Here is a 15,199-nt window from a genome sequence, read left to right as displayed (position 1 = left end):
CGTCAGCGATCGCACTGCTACATAAAAATGATAAAATTTAGAATATTGTTTATACTTTTTTAATAAACTTAACCATATTTCAAACCTTAATTTGACTCTTTTCTTGGCTATAAGAAGTCACTAATGTGATCTGTTCTCTTTTCAAAGATTCTAAGGCAATCATTTCTCCATTTTCATTAGAAAACTCAACTAAAAATACTCCCGTTTCAGAAATATCTACTACTGTTCCTGTTTCTCCTTTATTCAATCCTAATTCTGGTAAATCTTGAGTCAAAGCAACAAGATCAATTTCGTTAATGGTGTTATTCATCAGATAATAGCCTCGATTTTATAAAACATAATTATAACATAGATTTTTATTCATCAATATAACAAGTGACTAAACGAGGAAAATTTTCATCATTTCTAATAATCCAAACGCTTTTAATATTCTCAGTGTTATTATTCCTAGTCATAGGAAATATAATAATGTATAAATCACCATTAGCTGTTGTTTTTTGAAATTGTGCGTCATAATTAATTAAAGCATGGAGTAGTGCCTTTCTTAATTCATCTGAATTTTCAGCCGTTAATCCTAAAGCAGCACGAAATACACGGGCTTTATGTTTACCATCTTTATGCTCTAAATTTAAACAATATCCTGATAATTTAGCTTCAGAAATAATTGCTTTTTCTAAATTAGGTAGTTTCATGATTTAACTTATAAAATATGCGATTAAATTATAATAAATTTTACCTATAAGTTCTCACATATTCTCTAAAAATGGGAAAAAATTTAAACATAATTGTCTCCCTTCATACTTCGGAGAACACCACCCTACAAAACTAAGCAAATTATCATAAATAAGGTGCGTTAACGAAGTGTAACGCACCCTATAAGATCGGCGAAAGATACTGGTAATAGTTAATGCAGATAAAAAAAATAGTGAAGATTTCATTGATTTTAAGCTATCAAAGATTTACACACACTTAGTGTTCCCATTTTTTCAAAAAAAACTAGCTTTCAAAAAATAATTTGACCCCTACCTAAAATTTTAATCCCGACAAAATTTTTCTGGTATGTTTGACGGGGGTTTTTACCCGTGTTAGTGCGATCGCCGCTTTTGTAGGTTGGGTTGAGGTAACGAAACCCAACATTATCCCACCCTACCATACACAAAAGGGGAAGGGTGGGAAAGGTTTTAATGCCTACTGTCGCGCCATAATCATACGCATCTCTGCATCTTTGTCGTGAATCAAATCCCCACTGATATCGACGATCACACTATGAATTTTACCCGTAAACTTGAAAGGGGGTTCATAATCAGGCGTTACAGGTGAACCGATCGCAATACCACAACTTAACCCACTACTAACCCCGATATTGAGAGGAATGGTTACAGGAACGTCTATTTGTCCCACCAATTTACCATCAATATACAATTGAGCGCGACCAGGCGCACCTTTTCCCGTTGCTAAATCAGGCTGTCCCGTCACTTCAAACTCAAACCGTAACTGATGACTACCTTCTGAAACTAATTCCATTGATTCAACATGATAAAGCGATCGCCCGACATAGTTATGAACCCAGTGCAACTTGCCCCCTTTAACATAAAAGGAATAACCCCCATCATTGCCCCCATGAGCCAGTAAAATGCCTTCTGCGCCACCTTGGGGAATCTCTACATCGGCCGTAATACTATGGGGACGATTTAAGACTCTGACGGCACTATTTCCAGGAACATCCTGAGTATTGGGGTAATAAGTATAACGAGTGCGAGCAAGGGCGATTTGAGGGCGTTCTTCTGCTAATCGTTGCACACCCCGTCCATCAATAGGTAACACTTTATATTTACCCGCTTCCACATACCAAGTAGCAATCATTTCAATGAGTTTAGGCCGATTATCTGCCGCAATATCATGATTTTCAGCAAAATCCTCATCTATATGATAAAGTTCCCAATGATGACTGTCCAATTCGGTTAGGGTATCCTTGGAGATAGGAACGCCAAAGGGTTTCCCCGCTTCGGTAAAGGAAGGTCCCGGCCAAGGACAAACCGCCCGCCAACCCTCAAAATATAGGGAACGATGCCCCATCATCTCAAAATATTGGGTTAAATGCTTTGTCGGTGCATTAGCATCATCAAAGGTATGGGCAAAGCTGACACCTTCAATGGGAGATTGTGTTACCCCTTTAATTGTTTCTGGGGGGTCAATTTCGAGTAATTCTAGCACTGTTGGCACAAGATCAATGGCGTGGGCGTATTGGGTGCGAATTTCGCCTTTTGCCTTAATCCCGTTCGGCCAATGAATAACCAAAGGATCACTAATACCCCCCCGATAGGTTTCTCTTTTCCAACGACGGAAAGGGGTATTTCCTGCCCAAGTCCAACCCCAAGCATAATGATTAAAGGTTTCGGGTCCCCCTAGTTTATCCAATGCTTTAAGGTTTTCTTCGAGGGATTCGGGTACATTATTAAAAAAGAGGGTTTCATTAACTGAACCTTGGGGCCCCCCTTCCGAACTTGCCCCATTATCGGAAATCACCATAATAATCGTATTCTCAAACTCCCCAATACTTTTAAGAAAATCCACTAAACGACCGATATGATGGTCTGTATGGGTGAAAAATCCGGCAAAAACTTCCATCATACGCACATATAACTTCCTTTCATCATCGGAAAGGGAATCCCAGTGCGGAACATCGGGATCATGACGGGATAGTTCAGCATCAGGAGGAACAATACCCATTTCCTTCTGACGGGCAAAGGTTTCCTCGCGGTATGCTTCCCAACCCTTGTCAAACTGTCCCGCGTAAGCATCGGCCCATTCTTTGGGGACATGATGGGGGGCGTGCATTGCACCAGGGCAAAAATACATAAAAAATGGCTTATCTGGGGCAACTTGCTTAGAATCTGCAATAAAACCAATGGCTTTGTCGGTTATGTCTGCAGTAAAATGATAGCCTTCTTCGGGTGTTTTTTCAGGGCTGACGGTATGGTTATCATAAACAAGGGCGGGATAATATTGACTGGTATCTCCCCCTAAAAAGCCGTAAAATCGCTCAAAACCACGACCTAGTGGCCAACGATCATAGGGGCCGGCAGCAGAAAGTTGTTCTGAGGGGGTTAAATGCCATTTGCCCAGAGCATAAGTATTATACCCTTTTTGCAGTAATATTTCGGAAAGAAAGCCATTTTCAAAGGGAATATTGCCATTACTCCCAGGATAGCCCGTTGAGCCTTCTGTAATGCAGGCCATGGCGTTAGAATGATGGTTGCGTCCCGTCATAATACAGGAACGGGTGGGGGAACATAACGCTGTCGTGTGCAGATTGTTGTAGCGTAGTCCATTGGCTGCTAATGCGTCGAGGTTGGGGGTTTTGATGGGACTGCCATAACAGCCAAATTGACCAAAACCTGTGTCATCAAGTACGATAAATAAGACATTGGGTGTGCCTTGTTTTGCCCGCAAAGGTTCTGGCCAAGCAGGACTAGATTTATCAATGGTTCGTCCTATTACCCCAGGGAAAGTGGTTCCGGGTTTGTATTCATGCAGTGACATAAATTTGGCTTTTTTTCTAAATAGCTTTTGGTTCTAATTCTAAATCATTGAGAGAACATTTAATTAGCCTAATTTTTTGTTTAATTCGGCTCTCCCGTACCTGTGGTGATAAGTAAAGCTTATAATTCGTAGGGTGGGTTAGACGCGGCAACGATTTTGAGGAAAAACTAATAAGTTTTAATCCGCGTCGTAACCCACCATCTTAAGTATTGTATCTGATTATATATTTTATACCAAGATGTCGGGAGAGCCGCTTGATTGATATAGGACGAAATTTGGATCATAGGACAATCCCTTCTCGGCGAATATTGTCCATTAATGGGGTTTGTCGATGAACAAAGTCTTCATCTGCGATGGGAATTAAAGAAATGAAGGTATTATGTTTAAGGTCTAGTTGAGTAGCGATGTCTGCCATCCGAATAACTTCATCTCCGGGCGAAATGGGACTTTTTAACACGACCATAATATCAATATCTGAGTCCTCATTGGCGTTACCCCTCGCTTGTGAACCAAAAAGAATGAGTTTAACTAATCGTTTTCCATAAAACTTTTCTAATTCTTGGCGAAATTCTTGTAGTATAGGCATTAGGGTTTGTAATTGAGCCATTGTTTTCTTACTTAGAGATTCTTTTTTGCAATAAATTGTATTATAGAGACTAAAACTTAAGCCAACAATTGATCTACCGCAACTTGAAAACCTGGAAGAACTAATTGGGTATTAATAATTTCTCCTGTGGTAAACATAGCCCTTTTTTCTTGAGTAATCACTAAAATCCACTTATTTTCAGGCAATACTAACCAAATTTCCTGACCACTTGAGGCAAGATATTCGTTAACTTTCTCAAAAACTCCTTCCATTTCATCTGTAGGGGAGATAATTTCAGCAATTAAGGGAAAACTTTGGGGTAATACCTTCTCATTACCATACTTAGCTACTAATTCTGGTGTTAGATAGGCAACATCAGGAATTCTTCCTTGCTTGTAGGTACGACAGGGTACTTCTGTGTAAACCTCTCCTCCTTGTTGGGTAGATTCCAAGTAATTATGCCAATAAGTCGCAAGTTTGGCTTGAATACGACTATGTTTGAGGGTCATATTATTTTTTTCTACTAATTCTCCATTAATCCATTCTGTATGTTCAGGCGGATTTTGAAGCCAATCTTCTAAGGAAAAGCTTGAATTTTGTGTTAATACTAGGGTAGCAGTAGTCATTTTCAGACAACTCTCCAGACTCATTTTGAGTTCATTGAGATTAACGTAAATACTAACATAATTTTGGCATAATTACCCTATTTCCAAGGAATTTAACTATCTTTCGTCAGGGAAATACGAAGTTCGCGCAGCATTTGACTCGTTCCTTGATCAAAGGCTTTTTGTACGAGTTTAGGGATGATTGGCACGACATTAATATCAGGAAAAATCAGGCTGTTTGCTGTTTCCACATAACCTTCTTGCTGCAAAAGATGAATTGTAAGCCGATTATTATCATAAATCCAAACTTCAGGTACTCCTATCACTTGATATGCGTCCATCGTCGTCTTTGAGGTAACATCAGATTCAATGGCTAAATCAGGTGGTGGATTGATCGCCATATCCATACGAAGAAGGCTACGAACTTGTGGGGCATTCTCAATATAAAAACAGGTATCGGGTTCTAGTCCTGCTTTTTTAGGTTTCTTAAAGGTAGTTGAACCAAAATCCTCCCAATTCCTATTTTGGGCATCTAAAATCGCTGTCACAATATAGGCGATGATACGATGCGGACGTTCATGAGCGGGTAAAGGGGACATGAGTTCTAGGGTTTCATGACAGTAATTAAGACGAGGAATACGGCGATCTTCTCCCAATTCCTCTAATAATGCCTCATAGTCGTCCCAACTAACCTGTTCAATAAGGACATGACTGCCAGGGGATAAATTTAGGCTTTTGAGGGAGAATGTTACAGGGGAAGCAACCATATTAGTGAGATAGAATTAGTATTATCAATATTCTAGGCAAATCTAGTCATCACCTTGCTGGGCCACCGTAACCACCCGTAAGCCCAACCCCGCGAGTACCTGCCCCTACGCTAGTTGAGTTCGTTTTCTTCCCTTTTTTGTAAATTCCAAAGTAAAAATTGATCGCTCTCTTCCTGTGAGATAAAAAAGCGATCGCTAAGGTTCAACCCTTGTTAAATCACAAAAATATCCTCATAGGTTGGGGCTAAACCGATACTCAAGGTTGCAATTTGTTTGGCAGTTCCTAGTCCGTTTCCATCCGCATCAAATAATAAGGCTCCGTTGGTGGAGTTATAAATAAAACGCTGACTCGCGCTGGTCGCACTGGAACCAAGAATAAATTGGGTTTCAGTAAGGGGATTACCTGTTATTAAACCACTGCCGAAGCCTTGAGCAGAGATAAAAATTGTATCTTCGTTGGGGGTAAAGTCTGTGATGGTATCTATTCCGAGGTTGGCATTCGCGAAGAAAAAGGTATCGCCTCCGCTTCCTCCTGTGAGGGTATCGTTTCCTGCTCCCCCCGTGAGGTAATCACTGTTACCTGCACCATTGAGAATATCGTTACCTGTTCCTCCTGTGAGGTAGTCGCTATAATTTTTCCCTAATAAAATGTTGTTACCATCGGTTCCTTGTTGGTTACGAGTGTTGTCATCGTTAATGATAGTAGCGGTTTGGGCTGCTATTGTGTTGATCGTATAGCCTGTACCACTTGCGAGTTGTAGTATGACAGTTTCGTTGGGTTCAAGGGTGGTGTCAGCCGTTGGGTCAAGGGTCAGTGTGGCGGTGGCTGAACCTACTGCAAACGTGATGGTTTTGCCTGTGCCTGTTGTTGCGCCTGTATAGTCGGTACTAAGGGCGGTTCCTGCAATGCTGTAGTTAACGGTTAGGGCGTTGGTTGTGGCTCCTGTGCGGGTGAAGGTATAGATGAAGTTACTGAGACTGTCTTCGCTGATGGCACTATAGTTTAATCCCAAGCTAATGATGGGGCCATCGTCATTAGTAATTCTTCCTGTGACGGCGGTGGTTGTTCCTACTGTGTAGCCTGTTCCTGTAGCGAGGGTTAAAGCTACGGTTTCATCACTTTCAATGGTGATATCGGCCGTGGGGTCAATGGTTAAAACGGCTGTGGCTGAATTAGCTGCAAAGGTAATGGTCTTGCCTGTACCAGGAGTTGCGCCTGTATAGTCGGTTGTGTCGGCGGTTCCTGTAATGCTGTAGTTAACGGTGAGGGCGTTGGTTGTGGAACCAGTACGAGTTAAGGTATAAACCAGATTTGGGGTTCGGTCTTCGAGAACACTGGCGGGAGAAAGGTCTAGGGTAATAGATGGTATCAACTGATTATAGACAAAGTAGTTACCTGTAAGGCTTAAGCCTGTCCGATTGCGGATGATACCGATGAGTTCGTCGGGTTCGGTGCTGGGTTTATCAATTAAAAGTTGAGTATCGGTTCCGACTACGTTCAAAAGATAGGTAATACCGCCTTTAAGTTGAATGATGTCTCCCTCAGTGGGGTTGAAGTCGGCAATATCGGCATAGTTATTTATACCCGCATTGGTTGTTAGTCCGTCGTCGTAGCCGCTCCAAGTGAAGTCACCTAAGATAAAGAGATCGCCGCCTGCTCCACCAGAAAAAATGTCCTTTTCACCGATGCCAGGGTTGAGACTATTGGGATTAACACCCGTCAGAAGATCGTTACCCGCCCCACCGTCAATCGTGTCATTACCTGCCCCACCATTAATGGTATCGTTACCATCACCAGTAATAATGGAGTCGGCCCTTGAAGTACCTGTAATTTGGAACTGCTCGATATTGCTAAAAGTAACTTTGTCAGTGCCACCAAAAGTATAGTTTGCGGAATAGTTGCCATTAAATCCCCCGGAGCCATTACTGGCGATAGAAGAGACTAGACCATCATAAATATTGAGAGTGTAGTCTAAAATCAATACGTCAATCCCAGTACCGCCATCAACCACATCATTACCAAAGCCAGGATTGACCGTATCGTTGCCCCCCCCAAGAGTGAGAGTATCATTGAAACGTCCCTGTAGCTTGATGATATCGTTGCCACTGCCTGTTATTAAATCGAAGGCTTCGATATTGGTATAACTACTGCCAGAAGGTGCAATAGAGATGCCTTGGGGAACATCTAGGGTTAAATTACTGGTGCTACTGCTGAAATTGTAGAAGATTTTATCCGTACCATTACCGCCATCAACGATATTATTGCCAGCCCCAGGGGTAATCCAGTCATCACCCTCCCCGCCATTAATGGTGTCGTTACCATCACCAGTAACAATGGTGTCGCTTTTTGAAGTGCCTGTCAGTTGGAACTGCTCGATATTACTAAAAGTAACTTTGTCAGTGCCACCAAAAGTATAGTTTGCGGAATAGTTGCCATTAAATCCCCCGGAGCCATTACTGGCAATAGAAGAGACTAGACCATCATAAATATTGAGAGTGTAGTCTAAAATCAATACGTCAATCCCAGCACCACCATCAACCAGATCTTGGCCTCGGAGGGGGCGAATTGTATCATTGCCACTCGTCCCCGTAATCACGTCATTACCATTTGTGCCAGTAAAATCTTGTTTTTCTACCTGAATCACTTGGCCATTAACCGTAATTGTCCCGTGATCATCCTCAGCTTTCAAAGCCTGTAATGTCCCAACATTCAGACTTTCGCCTTGTACTAAAGCTGCAAAAATCGCCCCCTCATCCCCCGCACTATCAGAGGTATTAATCTGAGCATCTACAAAATGCCCAAACTCCTCCAAAATCACATTTACCAAAGACTGCTGACTCGCCCTACTCACAAACTGATCCGACAAATAAATCCTATTCGTACTAATCGCATAAGCCCCATTCGCACTTCCCAAAACATCGCTACTGACGATTTCAATCTGGGGAAACAAACTAAAATTTCCACTTTGCCATTGAGAACGAAAACTTGCCGCCGTTGCAAAATCATAACTTGACCCAAACGCCGTATCAAACAGACTCCAAAAATTGCTGAGATTAGCAAAATTCGTCAGTTGGCCATAAACAGAGGAAAGAGAAGGAACACTATTCATGGTAGTTTACTCAATAGAGACATAAGAATGGAAAGTCTAAGAGTAACTATAAACTAAAAATAGATTTTATAATAAAATAGAACCCAAAGTTGATTTTAACTATCTTGAGTCAGTGAAAGACGAAGTTCTCGCAGCATTTGACTGGTTCCTTTTTCAAAGGCTTGTTGTACGAGTTTAGGGATGATTTGCACGACATTGATATCAGGAAAAATCAGGCTGTTTGCTGTTTCAACATAGCCTTCTTGCTGCAAAAGATGAATTGTAAGCCGATTATTATCATAAATCCAAACCTCCGGTACGCCAATCACTTCGTATGCGTCCATCGTCGTCTTTGAGGTAACATCAGATTCAATGGCTAAATCCGGCGGTGGATCGATCGCCATATCCATACGAAGAAGGCTACGAACTTGTGGGGCATTCTCAATATAAAAACAGGTATCGGGTTCTAGTCCTGCTTTTTTAGGTTTCTTAAAGGTAGTTGAACCAAAATCCTCCCAATTCCTATTTTGGGCATCTAAAATCGCCGTCACAATATAGGCGATGATACGATGGGGACGTTCATGGGCGGGTAAAGGGGACATGAGTTCTATTGTTCCCTGACAGTAATTAACACGAGGAATCCGGCGATCTTCTCCCAATTCCTCTAGCAAGGCTTCATAGTCGTCCCAACTAACCTGTTCAATGAGGACATGACTGCCAGGGGATAAATTTAGGCTTTTGAGGGAGAATGTTACAGAGGAAGCAACCATATTAGTGAGATAGAAGTAGTATTATCAACATTCTAGGCAAATCTAGTCATCACCTTGCTGGGCCACCATAACCCCCCGTAAGGCCAACCCCGCGAGTACCTGCCCCTACACCGTGAAAACCAGGGCCTACACCGCCACCTGCACCGATCCAATCAATAAATAATGCGGTTGCCCCACCGTTTTTGGGCATCTCTCCCTCGATCAGCTTGTATTTGTAAATTAAATCTTTGCCCTCAATGACGGGATTACTGATCTCAACTACGGCAAGGGTGTTCTCTTTATTTCCTCCCTCATAAACCGAAAGGGTGGCATTAGGGGGATCATTGGCGAAGTTGTCGGGGCCTGCACCTGCTTTCCATTCATCCATATAGGCTGGCATTGTGAGGTTTCCGGCGATTCGTTGTGGCCGATCTGAGAAATATAATGTCTGGGGGGTCACGTTCACCAGTCGCAAGGTTTTCTTCGCAGTGTCTGCTTTAAAATCTTCTGCTGTTTGCACGAACATCAATTGTATTTTCTGGGAGGAAGACGCATCCTGTGCTGAAGAAACACTGGCAAACCCCCATCCTGCAACGGTTAGCACTGCTGTGGCACAGAGAGATGTAACATAAGCATTGGTCTGATTTTTTATCGCTGTCTTGGTGTTTTTCATTGTGATTATCCTTTAATTTTTGTCATTAGGAATGGTTGAGTTTTTTGATTTGAGTTGAGGAACATCAAAGAAAAATTTGCTGAGATTTCCCTTGCCGAAATAGCTGTCTATTTCTCTAAAGATATTGTGCATTAAAAAGACAATTGAGATACATAAAATAACGGCCAGAAATTGATAGAAATTTTCTGACTCAATAAAACTTTTGAATGCAGGAGCGATCGCTTTAGTTTCGTGGTAAGCATGAAGCAGATGTTCAACTAGGCCAAGGATTACAACAGCTAAGGTATAAACAAAGGTTTTATACAGAATACTGAGGTAACGGGGAGCTTTTTCAAAACGATTTATCAAGGGAGTGACATCCATAATAGCCACTGCTTTAGCGGCTACCAATGCCCCGATTATCGCTTTTGAGAGTATATAACTGTCAATGGAATACTCTTTTAAAAAGAGCTTCATTATGAGAAGAATATAACCAAATCCAATGAGAAAAAAGAGGGCAAGAGAGCCAATTTTTTTGATTTCATGCTTCAATGCTTGCATTATTTTTTTTCCCTTACTCTTGAGGAGGAACTAAACCACACTCAAACAACTTGGTTAAAACTGGGGGACAAGAAGAATTATTAAACTTAACTATGGTTTTTTGAGCAATGGCATTGACGACTTCTGCTGGTAAGGGATCTTGGTTCTGTGCTTGAGTAATGGGGAGATTTATTCCGACTATTGTGGTTATAACTACAATAGCATAGAGGATATTCTTGACTTTTAGTATGGTTCGTTTCATCGACGCTTTTGATCCCCAAAATTAGAGTGCTTTACATACACTACAATATCACAAGGTACTTGCATTTTTGTTTTTTCTGAAAAGAAACTTATTAAAGCATTGCACTTCCCAAAAAAAGGACAAAACTAAAAATTAAGGGATCTAATAATCACCCCAATAAAACTAACTAATCAAATGACTAAGATGGGTATTTTCAATTGTCCTGACGATGGTAGGAATACCAAAACCAAAACCAATTAATGATAGAGAAGTGCGTATCCAAGCCATTAAGGTGCGATCGGCGGCTGCCCGACTACGATATTTAGCCAGTTCGGTACGATCTGCTGCTAATTCATTATTAGAAGGCTGTTTAGGGGTTTCTGAGTTGACGGGTTGCTGACTCATAGTGTTAACATAATTACAACGGACAAGTAATGAAGGAAATATTGTTTGTGTGGAAATATTGGGTTTCATGAACGTCAAACCAACCTACAAGATCGCACTTTGAAAAGCCAAAGCGATCGCATTTTTAAAGTTTAATCAATAAGATGACAGTAATCGCACTACAAGATCGGTGCTTGTATTGATATACGGCGAAACTCATTTAATTCTTGTTGAGATAAGGGGAGACAGTCCGAATCTGCTTCGGCTGCTTTGTCAATTTCTTCCTCAGTCATTGCTTCAACTTTTTCCCAATCTGTCTTGCCATGACTAGCATTTTTGGGATCAAGTTTAACTCTGGTAATATTGTCGTCGTTCATTAATAAGCTCTAGAGATTTAAACCCATTTAGTTGAGTTGGCAGATACAACGCCACAAAAAATGGCAGGTCAATTGTTCGACTTGAAATTGAAGAAATAACACTATAAGTAATGCGCTCCTTTTGTCTAGGTTTTAACAAAATAAATCCGTAGTCATTGTCGATAGTTACTCCTACATAATGGATCACTGAAAAGTGAGCGAATGTTGCTTCTAATTCAGTGATGTTTTCAACTTCAACCGTTATTTTGTAACTATCATCATCAAGCTTTCTCTGTTCAATTAATTGCAATCCGACATTTCGTTCAGGAAAGACAAGAACGTCACATTGATTGAACTTAATTATTCTACTAGGTGCGTCTTCTTGATTCAAAAAGCGAGAAGTGCGATCGCCCCCATTGTGAGCGATCCAGTGACAATTAAAATCGGTTTAATCAAAGAAGTTATCAACGGCTTACTTAGGTGGTACAAACTGCGGAATGTGGGTAATAATATCAGTTATCCCCATTGCTGCGACCACTTGTTAAAAGTTGCGTGGTGAGGAATCCCCGCCGTTTTACGGCGAGGGAGGATGTCAAAACCACCTACTTAACCGTATAACCTCGTCCCTCCATACAAGCTGTCCAGGCGCGATAATAGGTTTGTAGTTTTTGCTGCTCCTGGGCCGCCGCTTGGTTAGTGGCTTGAGTAGCCTGTTGTTGTTCTTCTCGTCTTTTGAACAACCCCGCTAATGCTCCAACACCAGCACCGATCGCGGCTCCTTCTCCTACATTACCGCCAATTGCACCGCCAACAACCCCTAAGAGAGAAGCTTTTCCTGTTGTCCTGAGAACTGTTCCCTGTTGGGAAGATTGGGCCGTGGTTTGGGCTGATAATTGACTGGGATCAACTCCTGTTTGCTCTTTTGCCCAGGAATAACAGGCATAGTGATCCTGTTCTTGTTGTTGGGGTGTTTGTTCTTTGGTGGGGTAAGCAAAGGGTTCGGGAGGGAGAGATTGAGCAATTGTTAAGTCAGTAAACAAAACAGAACTAACAAGAGTTAAACTAAGCCCTTTAATAATGCGTTTCATAAGCTCTTTTCTTGATGATTATTGTGGATAAAATGGTTTTTAAGAGAGAGAAAGAAATCTATTAAAAACAACAAATTATCTTTCCCTTAACTTAAAACAAGAAGTTTGCAGGTCTTAATGACTGACAATACCCGCTAAAAGTTTCTCGATCACTTGATCAACCATAAAAATATAGCCTTTCTCGGACTCTGATGTTATAGTTATTTATTCAACAAACCCTGCTAACAAACCCATCAAAGCACCCTGTTCGGGCGTAGCTGAAGGGCTAGCCTGAGAGTAAGACAGTGTCGAATTGATTATGTGCGAAACACCATATAGACTAAAATATCGATGATCACAAAAAACAGATCATTCGCCATAAAAGTTATATTTAATTGGTAATTTCTCCATGGATGAATCGAAGGATTCTGCTACTCCTCAGCCAGAGGAAACATCACGATCGAAGCTCATGCCCAAAGCTTTATTGGAAGCCAAACAAAAGCTTAAGACTAGACTTCTCTTGTGGGCAGCATTAGTGGGTATTTTAACCGGAGGAGTTGGCACTTTATTTCAAGTAGCAGTCGGGCAAGTCATACTCGGACGAGAACATTTAATTGAGTTGGTAAAAGACTATGCTGTCCTGAATTGGTTAGTGCCAACAGTTCTTTCGGCAGTAATGGTCTATTTAGCGTTTCTGTTAATGCGTAATGTTGCCCCCGAAACCGGAGGCAGTGGTATTCCCCAAATTGAGGGGTTTCTCAATGGACTCTTTCCGATACGATGGCAGATAGTTCTCCCAGTTAAGTTTTTGGGTGGTTTATTGGCCCTGGGTAGCGGGATGGTATTAGGACGAGAAGGCCCGACAATACAAATGGGCGGTAGTATCGGTAAGATGGTGGGCAGTTATTTTAGGGTTTCGGGAGAGCAAGTCAAAACCTTAGTGGCTGCAGGGGCTGGAGCCGGATTAGCCAGTGCTTTCAATGCGCCTCTGGCCGGCATCTTATTTGTGAGCGAGGAGATGCGTCCTAATTTTGAAGACCGAATTAGTTCCTATCGGGCTGTAACACTTGCCTCAGTTATGGCAACCATTGTAGTTGGAATTTTTCTCGGTCAAGGTGCCGACATTAAGATTACTAAGTTTGAGGTCCCACCATTGGAATCACTTTTAGGCTTTGCAATTTTAGGCATCTGTTTGGGAATAATTGGTTATTTTTTCAATCTCTGTCTTTTCCGTACCCTTGACTGGTTTTCCAACCTACGGGGCTTGCCCTATGTTCTCACAGGGTTGTATGTTGGGGCCGCTATTGGTTTCCTAAGTTGGCTCTATCCTCCCATTACTGGAGGGGGTGATGAGACTATTTTTTGGGCTTTTAAGAATGAAGCATCAAGCTATGTCCTCTTGTCGCTGTTTTTGTTTCGTTTCGCATTAACGATGTTTAGCTATGGTTGCGGGGCCCCTGGCGGCATTTTTGCCCCCATGCTGGCCTTAGCGACGACTTTTAGTATGGGTGCCACTCAGCAAGTCCATGATTGGTTTGAGCTTCCCTTTTTACTTCCCGAACCAAATGCCTTTGCTGTGGCCGGAATGGGTGCTTTGGTGGCTGCTACTGTACGCGCCCCTTTGACGGCAATTGTACTCACCATTGAGATGACAGACAACTATTTGCTAATTCTGCCCCTATTAGTAACCTGTTTAACTTCTACCATTACAGCCCATGCCCTAGGGGGAGAACCAATTTACAGTGTGCTTCTGAAGCGAAACTTGAGCCGCGCTCAGATTAAGCCCCCAAATTAATCCTGGAAAGGTAATAAATCTTCACTCCGGGGTACTATACAAAGAGACTAATCTGGCAACAATAACCGTCAAATAAATTGCCCCTGCCATTGCTTCAAAGTTAGCCAAAACCATAACCCATTTTCCAATGGGAAAAATATCGCCATAACCAACAGTTGTTAAGGTGATTAAGCTGAAATACATTGCTAAATTCCAAGGCTTGAGTTCATATTCTCTTGGGACATTAATGTGAAATGCCTGGGGATCAATTTGCCAAATGGTAAAATAGATAAATGAACAGATAATTCCGATAAAAAGATAAGCAGTGATGGCTAAAATAATGGTTTGATTAGTTACTTTTGACCTGTGTGACAGTAGTTTAACTGTGGTGAGCCAACCGTATCCAAAAACGCCAATTTTAATCAGTCCAGTATAAACTAAGAAGAAAGTTTTCAAATTGGGAACCCAATTAAAATATAAAAACACATCAGAAATAAAAGCCGTTGAAATCAAGAAAAATATAATTTTAAGACTTCGGTGAGAATAAATATGATTGTGCTTATAAACCCCTCTTAAGCTAATTAACGACATGGTGAGGAGGAAAAGAATATTGACGCATAATAATTGCACCGTATTTTCGCCAACAATGGCAATTATAATACTGACCACAGTCAGGAGAAGAATCAAATAAGAGTCAGTCAATCTGTCCAGCATAAAATACCCTCGTCAAGTAGTTATTTATCAGTTTTATCAAGCAATAGTATTCTCATGAAAACACTAAAATTATTCAATTTTTAGGTTCCCTAATACTCATAGTTAACTTTATTTATGACCACTTGTCTAGAG

17 protein-coding genes are annotated in these 15,199 nt (G+C 41.4%); 1 reads left to right on the top strand and 16 read right to left on the bottom strand.

The features are described 5' to 3' along the window. Positions 1-79 precede the first annotated feature (79 nt). The 15 genes from VB691_RS00970 to VB691_RS00900 all read right to left on the bottom strand — a co-directional run bounded on the left by VB691_RS00970 (position 80) and on the right by VB691_RS00900 (position 12,600). The gene (locus tag VB691_RS00970; protein ID WP_323289584.1) at positions 80-310 is read right to left on the bottom strand and encodes a DUF4926 domain-containing protein; all 231 of its coding nucleotides are present in this window, start codon (positions 308-310) and stop codon (positions 80-82) included. A gap of 46 nt (positions 311-356) precedes the next feature. Continuing rightward, entirely contained in the window at positions 357-692 is a 336-nt protein-coding gene (locus tag VB691_RS00965; protein WP_323289583.1) for a DUF6883 domain-containing protein, read from the bottom strand. A 496-nt stretch (positions 693-1,188) separates the two neighbouring features. Continuing rightward, positions 1,189-3,543, bottom strand: coding sequence for an arylsulfatase (locus VB691_RS00960; protein ID WP_323289582.1), 2,355 nt, complete (start codon positions 3,541-3,543; stop codon positions 1,189-1,191). A gap of 280 nt (positions 3,544-3,823) precedes the next feature. Continuing rightward, positions 3,824-4,150, bottom strand: a complete 327-nt coding sequence (locus tag VB691_RS00955; protein ID WP_323289581.1) for a nucleotidyltransferase domain-containing protein — start codon at positions 4,148-4,150, stop codon at positions 3,824-3,826. Positions 4,151-4,206: 56 nt separating this feature from the next. Beyond that, on the bottom strand, positions 4,207-4,755 hold the full coding sequence (locus tag VB691_RS00950; RefSeq protein ID WP_323289580.1) for a Uma2 family endonuclease: 549 nt from the start codon (positions 4,753-4,755) through the stop codon (positions 4,207-4,209). Positions 4,756-4,847: 92 nt separating this feature from the next. After that, the gene (locus tag VB691_RS00945; protein ID WP_323289579.1) at positions 4,848-5,501 is read right to left on the bottom strand and encodes a Uma2 family endonuclease; all 654 of its coding nucleotides are present in this window, start codon (positions 5,499-5,501) and stop codon (positions 4,848-4,850) included. 212 nt (positions 5,502-5,713) lie between these two features. Next, positions 5,714-8,611 (bottom strand): calcium-binding protein, encoded by a 2,898-nt coding sequence (locus VB691_RS00940; RefSeq protein ID WP_323289578.1) that lies wholly within the window; start codon positions 8,609-8,611, stop codon positions 5,714-5,716. 95 nt (positions 8,612-8,706) lie between these two features. Further along, positions 8,707-9,360, bottom strand: a complete 654-nt coding sequence (locus VB691_RS00935; protein WP_323289577.1) for a Uma2 family endonuclease — start codon at positions 9,358-9,360, stop codon at positions 8,707-8,709. Between the two features lie 49 nt (positions 9,361-9,409). Further along, positions 9,410-10,012, bottom strand: a complete 603-nt coding sequence (locus VB691_RS00930; RefSeq protein ID WP_323289576.1) for a hypothetical protein — start codon at positions 10,010-10,012, stop codon at positions 9,410-9,412. 12 nt (positions 10,013-10,024) lie between these two features. Beyond that, entirely contained in the window at positions 10,025-10,552 is a 528-nt protein-coding gene (locus VB691_RS00925) for a hypothetical protein (protein ID WP_323289575.1), read from the bottom strand. A 13-nt stretch (positions 10,553-10,565) separates the two neighbouring features. Continuing rightward, positions 10,566-10,793, bottom strand: coding sequence for a hypothetical protein (locus VB691_RS00920; RefSeq protein WP_323289574.1), 228 nt, complete (start codon positions 10,791-10,793; stop codon positions 10,566-10,568). 162 nt (positions 10,794-10,955) lie between these two features. Continuing rightward, positions 10,956-11,177 carry a YidH family protein gene (locus VB691_RS00915; protein ID WP_416244525.1) on the bottom strand — a complete coding sequence of 74 codons (222 nt, stop codon included), beginning with the start codon at positions 11,175-11,177 and terminating at the stop codon, positions 10,956-10,958. A 158-nt stretch (positions 11,178-11,335) separates the two neighbouring features. Beyond that, positions 11,336-11,533, bottom strand: coding sequence for a hypothetical protein (locus VB691_RS00910; RefSeq protein ID WP_323289573.1), 198 nt, complete (start codon positions 11,531-11,533; stop codon positions 11,336-11,338). Next, on the bottom strand, positions 11,505-11,903 hold the full coding sequence (locus VB691_RS00905) for a hypothetical protein (protein ID WP_323289572.1): 399 nt from the start codon (positions 11,901-11,903) through the stop codon (positions 11,505-11,507). The genes VB691_RS00910 and VB691_RS00905 overlap by 29 nt, the downstream gene beginning before the upstream one ends. 211 nt (positions 11,904-12,114) lie before the next feature. Further along, on the bottom strand, positions 12,115-12,600 hold the full coding sequence (locus VB691_RS00900) for a glycine zipper family protein (protein ID WP_323289571.1): 486 nt from the start codon (positions 12,598-12,600) through the stop codon (positions 12,115-12,117). A gap of 388 nt (positions 12,601-12,988) precedes the next feature. Between VB691_RS00900 and clcA the strand changes: the two genes are divergently transcribed. Further along, positions 12,989-14,374 carry a H(+)/Cl(-) exchange transporter ClcA gene (clcA, locus tag VB691_RS00895; RefSeq protein ID WP_323289570.1) on the top strand — a complete coding sequence of 462 codons (1,386 nt, stop codon included), beginning with the start codon at positions 12,989-12,991 and terminating at the stop codon, positions 14,372-14,374. Between the two features lie 21 nt (positions 14,375-14,395). On the opposite strand, the gene VB691_RS00890 is transcribed toward clcA, so the two are convergent. Then, positions 14,396-15,067: a potassium channel family protein gene (locus tag VB691_RS00890; protein ID WP_323289569.1), complete on the bottom strand. Its 672-nt coding sequence runs from the start codon at positions 15,065-15,067 to the stop codon at positions 14,396-14,398. Between the last annotated feature and the right edge of the window lie 132 nt (positions 15,068-15,199).

This window comes from Crocosphaera sp. XPORK-15E (assembly GCF_034931425.1).
GTDB lineage: Bacteria > Cyanobacteriota > Cyanobacteriia > Cyanobacteriales > Microcystaceae > UHCC-0190.
This window is presented reverse-complemented; position numbering and strand designations above follow the sequence as displayed.